The following is a 16,463-nucleotide window of genomic DNA, read 5'->3' on the forward strand; positions in this document are numbered from 1 at the left end:
GAAGCGATAAAAAACAGACACGATTCGAAGGTCGAGGCAGATCCTTGCGCGCTGCGTCCTCAAACACGGTTCTCGCCTCCCTGAGGGATCAGATTTCCCGGCTTGAGGATGGTGCGCGGCTGCCGACGGTGCGCGATCTCATGCGCATTCATCAGGTCAGCCAGGCGACCGTGCAGGAGGCACTCACCCGCCTACGCGACGAGGGCATGCTGACCTCGCAGGTCGGCCGCGGCACCTACGTGGTCAAGGGCGGCGAGGCATCGGCGTCCAGCGATGACGGTGCCGTGGCGCATCTGGAGAGCCTGCTGATCCTGTCGAATGCCAGCCTGAACGAACGCTGCGTGCTGGTGCAGAACCATATCGTCGAGCAATTGTCGCGATCGGGCAGCAAGGTCGTCCAGATTTCCTACCACAATACGGGGCACCTGCTGGAGATCCTCACCTCGGTGCCCGATTTCGATGCGGCCATTCTCCAATCGCATTACGAGAACATTCCGATCCGTCTGCTCAACCTGCTGCAAAGCAAGACGCGCGCCCTCGTCGTCGACGGCCATTCCGTCGCCGGCGTCGACATCGACCGCGTCGGAACCGACTGGGAAGCGGCGCTAGACCTGGCCCTGGAATATCTGTCCGAACTCGGCCACCGCTCCGTAGCCCTTGTATCGCTGGACTCCATGGCCCAGCCGATCCTCGCCGCACGGCGAGCCTTCGACCGGATAAGCCAGCGCCATGAGACCGTTTGGCGGCACACGCAGAGCATCGCGCTTCGCGGCGTGCTGCACCCGACGCAGCGCGTCGGCGATGCGCTGGGACAAGAACTGTCCGCGCTGCTCGACGAGCATGGCAAGCTGCCGTTCACCGCGATGGTCACACTCGGCATTTCCGACTCTCTCGGCATTCGCCAATGCCTGGAAGAGATGGAGATTGCCTGCCCGAAGGATCTCAGCCTCTTCGTACTGGGGCATCACGACGTCCCGACCGAACATTTCGGCTTCATGACCATGGCCGGCAGCTCCTATCTCAATGCCGCCAAAAGCCTGATCGACACGATCCGCAAGCGCATTGCCGCGCCGCACGAGCCACCCCAGATCGTCTATCTCGACTGCATCTCGAATGCTCGCGGCAGCACAGGCGTACCTTCCATCTGACGCCATTGCCGGCATTCGCGGCGGCATGCGCTGGCGTATGCCAAACCCCACCATAATTTCCCGCCATCACCCAAAACGCGCTTGCATCCGCCCATACATCTGCTAGCATACAATACATATTGTATCTGATGACGATTGAACCTTTGCGGTCGCGCATCGTCCAGGGAGGAGAGGTACGGCATGTTGGGTGAGCGTCTGCCGGAGCGGCTGGCGCCGTTGGCTTCTCGTTTCGGCGTACGGGTCTATTACGGCGATATCCACAACCACTGCGACATTTCCTATGGCCACGGCAGCCTCGAACAGGCGCTGCGCCGCGCACGCCGCCAGCTTGATTTCGTCTCCGTCACGGGACACGCATATTGGCCGGATATGCCGGTCGACGATCCCAGCGTGGCGCATATCGTCGATTTTCACGTCAAAGGCTTTGCCAAGCTCGACAGACTGTGGGGCGCCCATTTCGACACGCTTGCGGAGGCGGACGAGCCGGGCGTCTTCACCGTTTTCCCCGGTTATGAAATCCACTCCTTTGCGCATGGCGACTACACGATCGTCTACCGCGACATCGCGGGCCAGGAATTGATCAAGGCCGACACGCCGGCAGAGCTGCATGCAAGGCTGCGCGCCACCTACGGTGATGCCGTCTTCGCGTTCCCGCATCACATCGGCTACCGCCTCGGCGCGCGCGGCGTGAATTGGGACAGCGTCATCGCGGATCTGTCGCCGGTGATGGAGATCATCTCCATGCATGGCTGTTCGGAGACGTCGGTCATGGACCGGCCCTTCCTGCATTCCATGGGGCCGAGCGATGGCCAATCCACCGCCCGCCATGGCCTCAATCGCGGCCTCCGTTTCGGCTTCCTCGGCAATACGGATCACCACAGCGGTTATCCCGGTTCCTACGGCCACGGGCGCTCGGCGGTCTATGCTGCGGAAAATTCCCGTTCGGCCCTTTGGGACGGCATCCACCGGCGCCGCACCAATGCCCTCACCGGCGACGCAAGCCACCTGTTTTTCTCGATCGGTGACACCATGCAGGGCGGCAGCGTGGCGGCGGGCGGGCCGACAACGCTGGAACTCGAGGCGGTCGGCGGCGGTGCCATCGACTATATCGACCTTGTGCGCAACGGTGATGTCGTCGGCCGGGTCACGCCGGACCTGCAACGCAGCCCGATCGATGCCGGCAATGGCTCGCTGGAAACGTTGCTCGTGCTGGAACTCGGCTGGGGCGCACGCGGAAAATTCCACGACTGGCAAGGCTCCCTCGAACTCATCGGCGGCGATATCCTGTCCGTCGAGCCGCGCCTGCGCGGGTCTGAAGTGGTCTCGCCGCTGGAAGGAGGCGGCGATGCGAAGGATGACAACGCGGTCCGGCTTTCCGGCAATCGCATCGATTTCACGATCCGCTCGATCGGCAACCCCAACAACACCACCGCTTCGATGCAAGCGATTGCCGCGCGCATCCGCATCCGGCCGGATGCCAGGGTCCGGTTGGTGGTCGACGGCCAAACCTTCCAGGTCAGCACTGGCCGCCTTCTGCAGGGTGCGCTTTCGGGCAATCTCGGGCCGATCGACAGCCCTGCCTTCCGGCTCCACCCGCTGCCGCGCCCGCACCAGTGGCAGTGGCGCGGGCAGATGGCGATCGAACCGTTGCGCAAGGGCGACTGGATCTATGCCCGCATGCGCCAGGCCAATGGCCAGTGGAACTGGGCCAGTCCGATTTTCTGCGAATAGGAGGGCGGGGGCAACCGCAATGCGGCGCGAAGGCCGCGGGGAGCACCTGTTTTCTTGAAGGCCGATAGATGTTCAGCATGAATGAGGCAAGGGAGATTCATCGATGACATTCAAGACCAGCATGCACAGACGTACGATCCTAAAAGGCGTGGGCATGGCCGCGGCGGCCAGCCTCGCGCCAGGCGCATTCCGCCCGCTCTATGCGGCAAGCGTCGCGCCGATCACCATCGTGATCAACCAGTCGCCCTGGTTCGAAAGCTTTCGCAAGACGGTTGAGGCCTATGAGGCAGAGACCGGCAACAAGGTCGAACTCGACGTCAATCCCTTTGCCGGCTCGCTGGAAAAGCAGCGCAACTCGGTGCGCGCCAGCGAAGGCCAGTACGACATCCTGATCATGAATTCGGGCTGGTTTGCCGAAATGTATGCCGGCGGCTTCGTCGAGGCCATCACCGACATAGACCCCGGCTTCAAGCTCGATCCCGAAGTCTATACGCTTGGCGACACGGTCTATTACAATGCCGAGAAGAAGACCATGACCAGCGACGGCAAGCTGATGGCCATGCCGGTCTCGCCGCTGATCCCGATGCTCTATTATCGCGGCGACCTCTACAAGGAAGCGGGCCTGTCGGCGCCGAAGACCTTTGCCGAACTGGAAGCCAACGCCAAGAAGTTCCACAATCCGCCCGACATGTACGGCATCGTCCAGCGCGGCGCGCGCGGGCCGCATACCGTGGCCTACGACTTCTACCCCTATCTCTACGGCTTCGGCGGCGGCATCTTCAAGGACCAGTCGGCCGGTGACTATTCGGTCACGCTGAACTCCGACCACGGCCGTGAGGCACTCGACTACTACATCCGGCTCGCAAAGGAAGCCGGCCACCCGAAGACAGCGGCCGCTGACCAGGCCGAAGTCATCCAGGCCATGGTGACCGGCCATTCCGCGCATATCATGATGGTGATCGCCGCCTGGTCGCAGATGGACGATCCGAACAAGTCGGCGATCGTCGACAAAGTCGAGTGGGCGCCGCCGCCGGCCGCGGAAGGCCTCCAGACCGCGCCCGGTCTCGGCCATTGGCTCGCCGGCATTTCGAAGAACGTTCCCGACGATCGCAAGCGCGCGGCCGTCGAGTTTCTGCGCTGGTTCCAGACGAAGGCAGCCCAGCTCGAAACTGCCAAGGCCGGCGGCATCCCGGTCCACGCCGCCGTCTACAAGGAGCCGATTGCCGACGAACACCGGTATCGCTGGATGAAGCCCTTGGCCGAAGCCTTGCCGCACGCCGTCAACATCTACCAGTTCCCCGAGGCGAGCGAAGTGATCGCCGTGCTGGAACTCGGCCTCAATCGGGCGGTTGCTGGCGAGATCACCTCGGTCGATGCGCTGAACGGCATGTCCGACGAGATCGAGAAGATCATGGCCAGCCACGCCTACAAGACCGACAAGCTGACCCCTCTGAAATAAGGGCCACCCATGACCGCCGCAAACGCGCAAACCCAAAGCTCGCTGCGGCGATCAAGCAATCCCGCCGAGGATGGCGGCCAGCGTCTCTGGCGCTGGCTGACCTTCGGGCCGGCCCTTGCCATGATGGTGGCGCTCAGCGCGCTTCCCATCGCCAACCTGTTTCTCACAAGCTTCCAGAACGTTACCTGGGCGGACGGGCAGCAGGTGCGCACCTGGGTCGGCCTTGCCCATTACAAGGCGCTGTTCTCGGACAGCCTGTTCGGCGCCGGCATCTCCAACACGCTTATCTTCGCCTTCGGGGCCGTCGCCGGCCAGATGATCCTCGGCTTCGCCATGGCACTGCTCTGCACCAAGATAACCCGTGGGCGCGTGCTCTACCGGGCGATCTTCATCCTGCCCATCCTGATCCCCGGTATCGTCATCGGCGCCATCTGGAAGCTGATGCTCAACTACGACTTCGGACTGGTCAACAAGGCGCTCTCTCTCCTTGGCATCATGCCGCATGACTGGCTGGGAACGCCCGAGACAGCGCTGCTTTCAGTGATCGCGGTCGACATCTGGCATTGGACGCCATTCTGCTTCCTGCTGTTCCTGGCGGGGCTCGAATCCCTGCCGCAGGACGTTTTCGAGGCTGCCGAGATGGACGGTGCCGGCCCGTGGCAGGAGCTGGTCTACGTCACGCTGCCGCTGATGATCCCGACGATCATCGTCACCTTCGCCTTCCGCCTCGTGCTCGCCTTCAAGGTCTTCGACGAGGTCTATCTCCTGACCAGCGGCGGGCCTGGCACCGCGACCGAGGTGATCAGCTTCACGCTCTACCAGCGCTTCTTCACCGAAGACAAGGCGGGCTATGGCTCGGCCATGTCGGTGGCCGTCATCTTCCTCGTGTCGCTGCTTCTGGTGGTAGCTCTCTCAGCGCGCCGCCGCACGGGAGCGACATCATGAGCCGTCGCACCAATTCCATTGTTCCCGTCCACCTGGCACTCGCCGCCGGTGCCGTCCTTGTTCTTGCGCCGATCATCTGGACCGTTGCAGCCGGCTTTCGCACACAGATATCGCTCTTGATGGGCGATGTGCTATTCACGCCGATCTGGAGCAATTTTTCCGAAGTTCTCTGGTCGAAGACCTCGGATTTCCTGCTCAACTACCGCAACTCGATCATCGTCGGGCTCGTCAGCACCGTGCTTTGCGTCGTCGTCGCGACGCTCGCCGCCTTCTCGCTCAACCGGATGCGCTGGCCCGGGTGGGTCGTGCATCTCTTCCTCGCCTGGACGATGATCTTCCACATGATCCCGCCGGTGGCGCTGGCGAGTGCATGGTTTTCCATGGCACGCGCCGTCGGACTGGAGAACACCTTCACAGGGCTGATCCTCGCACATGCGACGCTCAACCTGCCGATGGCGATCTGGCTGATGGCGGTCTTCGTTCGCGACGTGCCGAAGGAGCTGGAAGAGGCGGCGATCATGGACGGTGCGGATACGCCGCATATCCTGTGGTACGTGATCCTGCCGCTCATCACGCCCGGCCTTGCCGCGACGTCGATCCTCACCTTCATCTTCTCTTGGAACGAATTCGCCGTCGCGCTGACGCTGACGATGAAGCAGACAGCAACGGTTCCCGTCGCCATCGCCAAGTTCGCCCAGGATTTCGAGATTCAATACACCCAGATGGCGGCAAGCGCTGCTCTGGCGATGGTGCCGGCCATTCTCGTGCTGCTCGTCGCCCAGCGGTACATCGTCAAGGGCCTCACGCAAGGAGCAGTGAAATAGCATGAAGGCGGTTTTTGTTCTTTTCGATTCCCTGAACAGGCATCTTCTCGGCCCCTATGGCGGCACACGAATCCCGACGCCGAATTTCGACCGCCTCGCCGCCCGCAGCGTGACCTTCGACAAGCACTATGTCGGCAGTCTGCCCTGCATGCCGGCCCGGCGCGACATGCTGACCGGCCGGCTTACCTTTCTGCATCGCAGCTGGGGGCCGCTGGAGCCGTTCGACAATGCCTTTCCGGAAATCCTGCACCAGCAGCGTGGCACCTACAGCCACCTCGTGACCGACCATTTCCACTATTGGGAAGACGGTGGTGCGACCTATCACAACCGCTACGATTCCTATGAATTCGTGCGCGGCCAGGAAGGTGACCGGTGGAAAGCGATGGTGCAGCCGCACTGGGAGCGGCTTCGCGAAAAATACCACGCCCGGCAGTTCAGCGACCAGAAGCGCTCCTATTTCGGCCAGAACATCGTCAACCGCGAGTTCATCAAGGAAGAGAAGGATTTCCCTTCGGTGCGCTGCTTTGCCGAGGGCTTTGACTTCCTCGACCGCAACCGCGACGCCGACAACTGGCTTCTGCAGATCGAGACCTTCGACCCACACGAGCCCTTCACGGCACCCGAACGCTTCAAGGCGCCATTCGACACCGGTTGGAAGGGCCCGATCCGCGACTGGCCGCGTTACGGCCGTGTCGACGAACTGCCCGAAGAATGTGAGGAGTTGCGCGCCAATTACTACGCCGTTGTCGCGATGTGCGACCACCTGCTCGGCGAGTTGCTCGACTATTTCGATCGCCACGACCTGTGGAAGGACACGGCGCTTATCGTCACCACCGACCATGGCTTCCTGCTCGGCGAACACGATTTCTGGGCGAAGAACCGCATGAACCTCTATGAAGAGGTGGCGCACATTCCACTCTTCCTGCACGACCCCCGAGATGCCCGGCCGGGCAGCCGGTCACAGGCCCTCACCCAGTCGATCGATCTCGCAGCAACGTTCCTCGATCTGTTCGGCGCCACGCCGCCAGCCGAAAACGAAGGGTTTTCGCTCTGCGCGATGGCCGATGGCACGGCACTGCGCGATGGCGCCCTGTTCGGCTATTTCGGCGGCGCGGTGAATGTTGCCGATGGCCGCTACACCTATCACCGCTTCCCGGAGGACCTGTCGCAGCAGGAACTCTACCAATATACGCTGATGCCGACGCACATCTTCTCACCGTTCTCGCCGGCGGAACTGGCTTCGGTCGAACTGTCGCCGCCGCTCGACTTCACCAAGGGCGCGACACTGCTCAAGGTGCCTGTGATCGATCGATCGCCGATGTACAACAACTACGGCCCTGGCGCGCTGCTCGAATCCGAGACGCGCCTCTATGACCTCACCGCCGATCCGGGACAGGAAACACCGCTGGCGGACCCCGAAGAGGAGCAGCGCCTGACGGACCTGATGGCGCGATTGATGCAGGCAAACAGCGCGCCGCCCGAAGCATTTTCGCGGCTGGCGTTCGACGCGGCCGCAGAGGGGGCGGAATAACCATGGCACAGGTCCAGATCCGGGATGTTCGCAAATCCTACGGTACTGTGGAGGTCCTGCGGGGCATCGATGTCGCGGTCGAACATGGCGAATTCGTCGCCCTTGTCGGGCCGTCCGGTTGCGGCAAGTCCACCCTGCTGCGCATGATCGCCGGCCTTGAGGGCATTTCGGGCGGCGAGGTGCGGATCGACGGGCGGATCGTCAACGACATCCCGCCGAAGCAGCGCGACGTCGCCATGGTCTTCCAGAACTACGCGCTCTATCCGCATATGACCGTCGCCAAGAACATGGGCTTCTCCCTGAAGCTCGCCGGCAAGGCGCGCGACGAAATCGATCGGCGCGTCGTCGCCGCCGCCGAAATCCTCGACCTCTCCCCCTTGCTGGACCGGCTGCCGCGCCAGCTTTCGGGCGGGCAACGCCAGCGTGTCGCTATGGGCCGCGCCATCGTTCGCGATCCGGCGGTCTTCCTGTTCGACGAGCCGCTGTCGAACCTTGACGCCAAGCTGCGGGTGCAGATGCGCGCGGAAATCAAGGCGCTGCATCAGCGCCTCGGCACCACGACCGTCTATGTCACCCACGACCAGGTCGAGGCGATGACCATGGCGGACAAGATCGTGGTGATGCGAGGTGGCGTCGTCGAGCAGGTAGGATCGCCGCTGGACCTTTACGATCACCCCGACAATGTATTCGTCGCCGGCTTCATTGGTTCGCCAGCGATAAACCTGTTTGAAGGCCGTCTTGAAAACGGACATTTCACCGGAAAAGGCGGCTTCTCCGCTCCAGTCGGGATCAAGAACACAACAACCCCTGCGGACGTCGTTCTTGGTATCCGTCCCGAGCATCTCCGTCTCGACCCGTCCGGCACCGAGGCGACCGTCGTCGTCGTCGAGCAGACCGGTGCGGAAACACTGTTGCTGCTCGACATGCACGGCCAGAAACTCACCTATCTCGGCCGCGAGCGCCTGCACGCCCGCCCGGGCGAGACGGTTCGCGTGCTGCCGGATTTCTCGCGACTGCATATTTTCGATGCTTCGACCAGCCGACGCATAACCTAGCGCGGACCATGCCTCACCGCCGTGCGATTGGCGAAACGGGGCCGCGTGTCACGCGGCCCCGCTCATGTTTACTGTCCGCCCCAGGCTGCCGGATAGTCGGGCAACTTCTCACAGCCGCACATCGCGTGGTGCAGCGGCGGCATCTTGTCGTTGACGTAGAGATCGAGCGTTTCGGCGGTGATCGCCGGCTGCGGCATCACCCATTCCGGCCCGGGCACCGCCTCACCCTTCAGCACTTTCACGGCCGCGATGATCGGCGTGCGCCACTGGTAGGTCGGGTAGGTCGGCGCGATCGCCTTGAAGCCTTCGGCCTTCCATTTCATCAAGAAGTCCTGCTGGTCCTCGCCGGTGATGATCGGCAGCGGCAGGCTGGAATCCTCAAAAGCTTCCAGCGCCGCAACCGCCGTCGCGCCGGCATCCATCCAGATCGCATCGATCGATCCGCGTTGCAGATAGTCCTCCACGATCGACTTGGTCTTGGCATTGTCGCCTTCGGTGAACTCCTCGCCGATGACGTTCAGGCCCTTCTCCTTGAAGATGCGCTTGGCCGCCGAAGCGCGGGTCTCCAGCACGTCGACACCGGGCACGATGCGCAGCATCAGCACGTTTGCACCAGCGGGGGCTGTGGCCGCAACGAACTCGCCGGCCTGGATACCGAAGCCGTAGCCGCCGACCGGGTGGATGAAGGTCACCGGGCATTTGGTGTTGACGCCGCGGTCGAAGACGATGACCGGCAGCTTGGCGCAGGCCTTCTCGACGGCGGGCGTCAGCGCCGCCGTGGTGTTCGGCGAGACGATCAGCACCGAGCATTTTCCACCGTTGATCAGGTCATCGATGTCGGAAATCTGCTTGTCGTCGGAGCCTTCGGCATCGACATGGATGAGTTCCTTGATCTCCGGATGGAGCTTCACCTCTGCCTGCATGTTCGTCCAGCCGGTCACGCGCCAGGCATTGTTCACACCGGCATTCGAGAAGCAGATCGTATAGGGACCTTCCTTCTTGTATTTTGCGGTGTCGGCCATCTGGTCACCGTAATATTGCTCCCATGGCTCCCCCTCCGGGCCATTGGCTTTCGCCGTCAACATCTCACGCTGCCTGGCGAATTCCGCGGGGTCGTCGAAGTTCAGCTGTTGGGCTTGTGCCGTGCTCGCAAGCAGGGCAGCCGAAAGGGCGGCGGTCAGCAGTTTTTTCATGTCTCACTCCCATTTGATCATGATGTCAGATTCCTCCCGACGGCCTTTCGGCCGGCGAAATTCAGGTCCGGCCGGCGCGGTTACGCCGGTAGGTGGCAAGCACGACGGCGACGATCAGGATCACGCCCTGCACGACGTCGCGCACCGGTTTCGGCAAGCCGATGAAGTTGAGCAGCGTGAAGATCGCCGTCAGCGTCAGCGCGCCGGCAATCGAGGCCGGCACCGAGCCGCGCCCGCCGAGAAGCTGCGCGCCGCCGATGACGCAGGCGGTGATTGCCTGCAATTCGTAGCCGACGCCGACATCGGTCGAGACACCGGCAAAGCCGCCAAGCAGGATGCCGGCCGTCACGGCACTCAGCGACGAGACGACGAAGGCGATGATGCGCACCCGCTCCAAGGGAGCGCCTGACATCTGCGCCGCGCGCGGATTATCGCCGATGGCATGCAGCAAACGCCCGAGATTGGTGCGGTGCATGAGCCAGAACAGGCAGAGCCCGACCGCGATGAGCACCAGCAGCGCCACAGGCAGGAACTGGATGAGCGGAATGCCCTGAATGTTCACGCGCCCGAAGAAACGGAAGGTGTCCGGCAGGTAGCCGCGCGGCGACCCGCTCGACCACATGAAGGCGGCCCCATTCAGCGTGATCATCATGCCGAGCGTTGCGATCAGCGAGGGTACCCGCAGATAGCTGACGACGAGGCCGTTGACCACGCCGACGGCAAGCCCGACCGCATACATGACCGGGATCACCCACCACGTCGCATCGGCATTGTTGTTGAGCAGCATCGACGAGCCGACCACCGTCAGCGTGATCACCGAGCCGACCGAAAGATCGAAGCCGCCCGAAACGATGACGTAGATCTGGCCGGCGGCGAGGATGGCCAGCGGTGCGGCCCGCTTCAGGAAATTCATGTATCCCGTGGGCTCGACGAAATTCGGATTGGACAACGTGATGGCGACAAGCAGCGCGGCGAGCACGAAGAAGACCGGATTGATCTTCGGCAGGCGGCCGCCCCTTGCGGCGCCGGGCGCCTTTGCGGAACCGACGGTTTCCTGGATCATGCCACTATCCTCTTCGAACGCACGGCGTAGAAGGCGACGGCGGCGACGATGATGATGCCGCGCATCACCTGCTTGGCGAAGGCGTCGACGCCGGCGAGATTGAAGATCGAATCGATCAGCGAGAAGATGATGACGCCCGCGACAGTGCCCCAAATGCCACCCTTCCCGCCCGAAAGGATCGTGCCGCCGATAACGACCACGGCGATCGACTCGAGGTCATAGGCACCCTCCGTGCCGATCCACGGCGAGCCGGATTTCAGCCGGCTTGCGAGATAGAGGCCGGCCAACGAGGCGCACAGGCTGCAGATGATGTGGCTCGCCATCACCACCCGCGCCGTCTTGATGCCGGCCGCCCGCGCAGTGTCACGATTGCCGCCGACCGAGTAGATGTTCGAGCCGAAGCGGGTGAAGCGCAAGACAGCCCAGGCCGCCAGCACGAGGAGCGCCAGAGCAATGAGGCTCACCGGAAGGCCGAGCACCTCGCCATAGGCGAAATACTGGAAGGCATCCGGCACCGAGCCACCGAACCGGCCATGGAAGGAGGCGAGGCAACCCTGGATAATCAGCGCCATGCCGAGCGTCGCGATCAGCGGATTAACCTCCAGCCTGGTGATCATCAACCCGTTCAACGTGCCGACCACCGCGCCCATCACGAGCACGGCGAGGACCGCGGGCACCATCATCGCCGGATCGCCGTTCATGATCGCCGAGGAGACGACGGCGGACGCCGAGATCAGATGCGCTACCGACAGGTCAATCGAGCCGACGAGAATGGCAAAGGTCTGGCCAACGGCGGTGATGCCGAGCGCGATGGAACGGTTGAGGATGGAGATCGCCGCTTCCGGCGTGAGGAATCGCGTGAGGCCGAGGCTGAGCGCGATCACAATGTAGATGGCAAGCGCCGCGGCAAGCAGCAGAGCCGGTGCATAGCGCTCCATGCGCCAGGCAGGACGTTTGGTGAGGGTTGCCGTGTTCATGCCGCCACCGCCTCTTCGCCGGTTGCGGCAAGCATGACATCGGCTTCCGACACGCCGCGCGGGAACGCGGCCACGAGTTCGCCGGCGCGCATGACGAGGATACGGTCGGCGGCGCCCAGCACCTCCGGCAGGTCGGACGACACCATCATGATCGCCGTGCCCTTGCGCGCGAGATCACGCATCAGGTGATAGATGCCGGCCTTGGCATTGACGTCGATGCCGCGCGTCGGCTCGACGAAGATCAGCAGCCGCGGTGCCAGCGCCAGCCAGCGCGCGACGATCGCCTTCTGCTGATTGCCGCCGGACAGCGCCTTGATCTCCTGGGAAAAGCTGCCGGCCCTGACGTCGAGCTCGTGCAGCAGCTTGTCCATCTCTTCGGCGGAGGCGAACGGCGTCGCATCGGCCTTGCCCGCGAGGCCGGAAAGTGCACGCGCCGTCAGCAAACCATTGTCGGCAACCGACTGCATCAGCACCAGTCCCTCGGCCTTGCGGTCACCCGGTAACAGGCCGATACCGGCGCGAATGGCGTCGCGTGGATTGGTGAAACGCGCTGGCTTACCCGCAAGCAAAACCTCACCTTCGGCGAAGGGTGCAAAGCCGAAAATCGCCTGGGCAAGCGCCACGCGCCCTGCCCCCTGCAACCCAGCAAAACCGACGATCTCGCCGGCGCGCAGGTCAAAGGAAATGTCCTTCAGCCACTCATTGCCCGCATGGCGCACGGACAGCACGACGTTGCCGATCTCCCCCGGCGTTGCCGGTGCGGCATAAAAATCGCCGATATCGCGGCCGACCATGGCGCGCACGATCGTATCGGGTTGCGGCACATGATCGAATCTCGCGGCCGTCTCACCGTCCTTCAGAACGGTTACCCGGTCGGCCAGCCGCGTGATCTCCCGCATGCGATGGGTAATATAGACGATCGCCACGCCGCGCTTCTTCAGCGTGTCGACGAGCCCGAACAGCACCTCGCATTCCGCCTCGTTGAGCGCCGCGGTCGGCTCGTCCATCACGATGACCTTCGCATCGAGCGACACTGCCTTGGCGATCTCGACGAGTTGTTGGCTCGCGACGTCGAGATCGGCGACGACCGTATCCGGCTCAATGCGGTGCGCCGAGCCGAACAGCGCGAGCACCCGCCGTGCCTCCGCGTTCATTGCCTTGTGGTCGATCAGGCCAAGCCGCGTCGGCTCCCGGCCGAGAAAGATGTTCTGTGCGACGGTGCGCTCCGGCAGCAGGGAAAATTCCTGGTAGATCACGGCGATGCCGGCGCGGATCGCCTCCAGCGGATGGCTGAAATGCCGCTCCTCGCCGCCGACGACGACGGCGCCGCCATCCAGCAGATAGACGCCGGACAGGATTTTCATCAGCGTCGACTTGCCGGCACCGTTTTCACCGGCGAGCGCGTGCACTTCGCCAGGATGGGCGGAAAAGCTCACGCTCTTCAGCGCCTTCACGCCGGGGAAACTCTTGGTGATGCCGCGCATCTCGATTGCGGGATTGCTCATGCTGCTGCCCATGTCTTGCGAATGAACGTTGCGCTTTCGGAGAAAAGCGTCTCGAAATCCGGAAACAGCGGCCGCCAGACGCGGGTCGCCGCCGCGATAGCCGGCAGGCCGGCCCCGAAGGCCTCAAGCGTCAACCAGCCGTCATAACCGATCTCCTTCAACACGGTGAACATCGCCGCGAAGTCTATGTGCCCCCGCCCGGGGATGCCACGGTCGTTCTCCGACACATGGAAAATGCCGATATCCGGACCGATCAACCGGATGGCCTCTTCCTGCCGGCGTTCCTCCACATTGGCGTGGAACGTGTCGTACATGATCTTGAAGGCGGGGTGTCCAACCCGGTCGACATACGCGCGGGCCTGCTCCATCGTGTTGAGGTAATAGGTCTCGAAGCGGTTGAGCGGCTCCAGGCTCAGATGCATGCCGTGAGTTGCCGCCCGCTCGGCCAGCGCGCGGTGTGCATCCGCACCGTATTTCAGTTCGTCCTCGGTGGCGCCGGTGCCCGTGAAGACGCCGATCGGCGCGTGAAACGGGCCACCCATGCTCTCGGCGCCGAGCGCGATGGCGCAATCGAGCGCCCAGTCGAGATGCGCAAGCCCGCGAGCCCGCACCTCGGCATCGCTGCTGACGGGACTGGCCTCCGGCGTCGGCACGATCGACGTGGTCGAGCGGCCGAGACCGAGAGCGTCGAGTTTTTTGCCCAGGCGCTCGTAGTGAGCGACCTCGCCCTTGAGGACCGGCACCTCGACGCCGTCGTAACCGAGATCGCGCAGCCGCCCGATGCTGTCGAAATGACTGTCCGCGACGAAGTCCGTCAGGCACAGAAGGTTGATGCCGAGTTTCATGGCGCGCTCAATGCAGCTTGATGCCGAGATCGCGGCAGGTGGCACGCATCCAGGCCAGCGATTTCTCGATCATCGGTCCGGCCGCGCCCTCGCATTCGAGGCTCAGCACACCGTCATAGCCATGGTCACGCAGTTGGGCGAGGCAGGCCTTGATGTTCTCCGCATTGACGCCGTCGCCGAGCGCGCAATGGCTGACGGCAATGCCGGTCTGCCCACCACGCACCGAATCTGCCAGCGATTGCGACACGTCCTTGACGTGGACATGGCTGACCTTGTCGATGAAACGCGGAAGAAACTCGGTCGGCTCCTGGCCGGCGATGAAGGTGTTGCCGGTATCCATGTTCATGCGCAGCCACTTCGAATCGACGAAGGCCAGCATGCGCGCCATGAATTCCGGACGTGTCGTGAAATGACCGTGCGGCTCGATGTTGACGATGATCTCGTGCGCCTCCGCGACCTCGATGATCTTCTCGTAGCTGCGCTTCATCAGCGCCATCGATTCCTCTTCGCTCAAGCCCTCCGGCATGTGAAGCCCGTCGGTCGTGTCGACGCAGGGGCTGCCGGCTTGCGCGGCCCAAGCGATCGATTTCAGCACATAGGGCACGCCCCGGAGCGGCCCGTCCTGGCCGGAAAGCGGATAGGCGGCATCGACCTGGGAAAACCGCACGCCGTAGCGATCCATCTTGCGGCGCAGCAGCGCGGGGTCTTCGTAGAGCGCGACATGCGGTTGATAGCCGAGGCCATGAATCCAGCTCACGCCGTCAATCAGGCCACACTCGATGAAGTGCACATCGTTGTCGCTCGCCCACTGCAAGCATTTTTCGAACGACCAGTAGGCCGAATTGAACGCATCCGTGTGGAAGCCTATCCGCACCGGCAAATCCTCCCCATTTCTCCTCCATACCGTTGAGTTTCAACGGTAAATCACCAGCGCCTCGATTTGTCGCTTGATGATGGCCAAGCATTGCGCAATAAATCGTTGCCCGCGTTCGAAATAGAGGAGTGGTAAATTTTGAACACCGGCGGAGGAAAGTGATGAACAAAGCCAACAACGAACGGGCGGTCAGCCGGCCCGCGGTTTTTCGTGAGCCGGGCGCCCTGCTTTATGCCGGCAACTGCCAGGACCTGATGAAGGCGTCACTTGCCGGACAGGTCTCTCTCAATGCCTGGACGAGGCGGGGTTACCCGGGAACGGATCTTGGGAAGGCGCTGCCACAAGTCTGCTCCGTCGGCGGCTGGGACGCGACGACGCCACAGGACTGGGGGCTGCGCGAGCATTGCAACGAAGGTGTGAAGATCGCCTATCTCGCGCGCGGCTCGCTGACCATCACGATGGACGGCCGGAAGACCACGCTCAACGAAGGCCAGATGTTCGTCGTGCGGCCCTGGCAGTTGCATGCGCTCGGCGACCCGACCATCGGCGCCAGCCACATCATCTGGGTCCTGATGAACATGGGTGTGCGCCGTCCGCACGAGACCTGGCTCTGGCCCGACTGGATCGGCTGGCCGGAGCGGGACCGCAAAAGGCTGAGCGAACTCCTGTCGAAGAACGAGCAGATTTCCTACCTCGCTTCACGCGATGTCACGCGTACCTTCCTGGAGATTCACGAGGTGGTCGCAGGTGGCGATATCGAGGGCGGCGAGGCGAGGCTTCGCCTGCTGATCTCGATGATGCTGCTGCAGTTTCGCCAGATGCTGGAGAGCCAGTCGCCGGTGCTCGACCTTGCGCTGGCAAGCTCGAAACGCACGGTGGAAATCTTCCTGAAACGACTACGACACGCGCTCGACGAAGACTGGACGCTGGAGAACATGGCGGCCGAGTGCAACCTTTCGCGCACCCAGTTCACCCAGCATTGCCAGGTGCTGACCAACATGACGCCCGTCCGCTATCTCCAGATGCTCCGGCTCAACGCCGCACGCCAACTGCTCGAAGACGGCCGGCAATCCGTCACCCACGTCGCCTTTGACTGCGGCTTCTCCTCCAGCCAGTATTTTGCAACCTGCTACAAGAAGCGCTTCGGCTTCTCCCCTATGGAGACGCCTCGGCAGGACACGCTGGTGCAAAGCCGTGGGGACAAGCTCACCGCCGGCATTCACAGTTCAACATAGGCAAGCGACCGCTTGGCGGACAATGGAATTTCCGGGCCAGGGCATTCTGGCCCGGGTTTGTTTTTCCAGAGCGATTTT

The 16,463-nt window shown here is 63.0% G+C and carries 14 protein-coding genes; 8 read left to right on the top strand and 6 right to left on the bottom strand.

Annotated elements, in window-relative coordinates; all coding sequences use genetic code 11:
* The first annotated feature begins 44 nt into the window (after window positions 1–44).
* The 7 genes from AC1RT2_RS22835 to AC1RT2_RS22865 all read left to right on the top strand — a co-directional run bounded on the left by AC1RT2_RS22835 (window position 45) and on the right by AC1RT2_RS22865 (window position 8,693).
* Window positions 45–1,148, top strand: coding sequence for a GntR family transcriptional regulator (locus AC1RT2_RS22835; RefSeq protein ID WP_444800512.1), 1,104 nt, complete (start codon window positions 45–47; stop codon window positions 1,146–1,148).
* Window positions 1,149–1,328: 180 nt separating this feature from the next.
* Entirely contained in the window at window positions 1,329–2,879 is a 1,551-nt protein-coding gene (locus AC1RT2_RS22840; RefSeq protein ID WP_493105608.1) for a CehA/McbA family metallohydrolase domain-containing protein, read from the top strand.
* 103 nt (window positions 2,880–2,982) lie between these two features.
* Window positions 2,983–4,338 (top strand): extracellular solute-binding protein, encoded by a 1,356-nt coding sequence (locus AC1RT2_RS22845; RefSeq protein ID WP_493105610.1) that lies wholly within the window; start codon window positions 2,983–2,985, stop codon window positions 4,336–4,338.
* Window positions 4,339–4,347: 9 nt separating this feature from the next.
* On the top strand, window positions 4,348–5,283 hold the full coding sequence (locus AC1RT2_RS22850) for a carbohydrate ABC transporter permease (RefSeq protein WP_493105612.1): 936 nt from the start codon (window positions 4,348–4,350) through the stop codon (window positions 5,281–5,283).
* Window positions 5,280–6,107 carry a carbohydrate ABC transporter permease gene (locus tag AC1RT2_RS22855; RefSeq protein WP_069063210.1) on the top strand — a complete coding sequence of 276 codons (828 nt, stop codon included), beginning with the start codon at window positions 5,280–5,282 and terminating at the stop codon, window positions 6,105–6,107. The genes AC1RT2_RS22850 and AC1RT2_RS22855 overlap by 4 nt, the downstream gene beginning before the upstream one ends.
* Window position 6,108: 1 nt before the next feature.
* On the top strand, window positions 6,109–7,638 hold the full coding sequence (locus AC1RT2_RS22860; RefSeq protein WP_493105614.1) for a sulfatase: 1,530 nt from the start codon (window positions 6,109–6,111) through the stop codon (window positions 7,636–7,638).
* 2 nt (window positions 7,639–7,640) lie between these two features.
* The gene (locus AC1RT2_RS22865) at window positions 7,641–8,693 is read left to right on the top strand and encodes an ABC transporter ATP-binding protein (RefSeq protein ID WP_493105616.1); all 1,053 of its coding nucleotides are present in this window, start codon (window positions 7,641–7,643) and stop codon (window positions 8,691–8,693) included.
* A 68-nt stretch (window positions 8,694–8,761) separates the two neighbouring features.
* Here the strand turns inward: AC1RT2_RS22865 and AC1RT2_RS22870 are convergent, their stop codons facing one another.
* The 6 genes from AC1RT2_RS22870 to AC1RT2_RS22895 all read right to left on the bottom strand — a co-directional run bounded on the left by AC1RT2_RS22870 (window position 8,762) and on the right by AC1RT2_RS22895 (window position 15,150).
* Window positions 8,762–9,886 carry a substrate-binding domain-containing protein gene (locus tag AC1RT2_RS22870; protein ID WP_493105618.1) on the bottom strand — a complete coding sequence of 375 codons (1,125 nt, stop codon included), beginning with the start codon at window positions 9,884–9,886 and terminating at the stop codon, window positions 8,762–8,764.
* Window positions 9,887–9,947: 61 nt separating this feature from the next.
* The gene (locus AC1RT2_RS22875; RefSeq protein ID WP_493105620.1) at window positions 9,948–10,949 is read right to left on the bottom strand and encodes an ABC transporter permease; all 1,002 of its coding nucleotides are present in this window, start codon (window positions 10,947–10,949) and stop codon (window positions 9,948–9,950) included.
* A complete protein-coding gene (locus tag AC1RT2_RS22880) occupies window positions 10,946–11,926 on the bottom strand; it encodes an ABC transporter permease (RefSeq protein WP_493105622.1) in 981 nt (326 codons plus the stop codon). Before AC1RT2_RS22880 ends, AC1RT2_RS22875 begins: the two co-directional genes overlap by 4 nt.
* Window positions 11,923–13,431 carry a sugar ABC transporter ATP-binding protein gene (locus tag AC1RT2_RS22885; protein ID WP_493105624.1) on the bottom strand — a complete coding sequence of 503 codons (1,509 nt, stop codon included), beginning with the start codon at window positions 13,429–13,431 and terminating at the stop codon, window positions 11,923–11,925. Before AC1RT2_RS22885 ends, AC1RT2_RS22880 begins: the two co-directional genes overlap by 4 nt.
* Complete coding sequence (locus tag AC1RT2_RS22890; RefSeq protein WP_493105626.1) at window positions 13,428–14,276, bottom strand: sugar phosphate isomerase/epimerase family protein; 849 nt, start codon at window positions 14,274–14,276, stop codon at window positions 13,428–13,430. Before AC1RT2_RS22890 ends, AC1RT2_RS22885 begins: the two co-directional genes overlap by 4 nt.
* Before the next feature lie 7 nt (window positions 14,277–14,283).
* On the bottom strand, window positions 14,284–15,150 hold the full coding sequence (locus AC1RT2_RS22895) for a sugar phosphate isomerase/epimerase family protein (RefSeq protein WP_493105628.1): 867 nt from the start codon (window positions 15,148–15,150) through the stop codon (window positions 14,284–14,286).
* Window positions 15,151–15,311: 161 nt separating this feature from the next.
* Between AC1RT2_RS22895 and AC1RT2_RS22900 the strand changes: the two genes are divergently transcribed.
* Window positions 15,312–16,385 carry an AraC family transcriptional regulator gene (locus AC1RT2_RS22900; protein WP_493105631.1) on the top strand — a complete coding sequence of 358 codons (1,074 nt, stop codon included), beginning with the start codon at window positions 15,312–15,314 and terminating at the stop codon, window positions 16,383–16,385.
* Window positions 16,386–16,463: the final 78 nt, after the last annotated feature.

It is taken from the genome of Shinella sp. GW821-FHT11G07, assembly GCF_058808115.1.

Bases quoted from the DNA above. Each gene is read 5' to 3' on its own strand.
- AC1RT2_RS22890 (WP_493105626.1), bottom strand. From the start codon at position 14,276: ATGAAACTCGGCATCAACCTTCTGTGCCTGACGGACTTCGTCGCGGAC.
- AC1RT2_RS22875 (WP_493105620.1), bottom strand. From the start codon at position 10,949: ATGATCCAGGAAACCGTCGGTTCCGCAAAGGCGCCCGGCGCCGCAAGG.
- AC1RT2_RS22855 (WP_069063210.1), top strand. From the start codon at position 5,280: ATGAGCCGTCGCACCAATTCCATTGTTCCCGTCCACCTGGCACTCGCC.
- AC1RT2_RS22850 (WP_493105612.1), top strand. From the start codon at position 4,348: ATGACCGCCGCAAACGCGCAAACCCAAAGCTCGCTGCGGCGATCAAGC.
- AC1RT2_RS22900 (WP_493105631.1), top strand. From the start codon at position 15,312: ATGAACAAAGCCAACAACGAACGGGCGGTCAGCCGGCCCGCGGTTTTT.
- AC1RT2_RS22840 (WP_493105608.1), top strand. From the start codon at position 1,329: ATGTTGGGTGAGCGTCTGCCGGAGCGGCTGGCGCCGTTGGCTTCTCGT.
- AC1RT2_RS22880 (WP_493105622.1), bottom strand. From the start codon at position 11,926: ATGAACACGGCAACCCTCACCAAACGTCCTGCCTGGCGCATGGAGCGC.
- AC1RT2_RS22865 (WP_493105616.1), top strand. From the start codon at position 7,641: ATGGCACAGGTCCAGATCCGGGATGTTCGCAAATCCTACGGTACTGTG.
- AC1RT2_RS22845 (WP_493105610.1), top strand. From the start codon at position 2,983: ATGACATTCAAGACCAGCATGCACAGACGTACGATCCTAAAAGGCGTG.
- AC1RT2_RS22870 (WP_493105618.1), bottom strand. From the start codon at position 9,886: ATGAAAAAACTGCTGACCGCCGCCCTTTCGGCTGCCCTGCTTGCGAGC.
- AC1RT2_RS22885 (WP_493105624.1), bottom strand. From the start codon at position 13,431: ATGAGCAATCCCGCAATCGAGATGCGCGGCATCACCAAGAGTTTCCCC.
- AC1RT2_RS22860 (WP_493105614.1), top strand. From the start codon at position 6,109: ATGAAGGCGGTTTTTGTTCTTTTCGATTCCCTGAACAGGCATCTTCTC.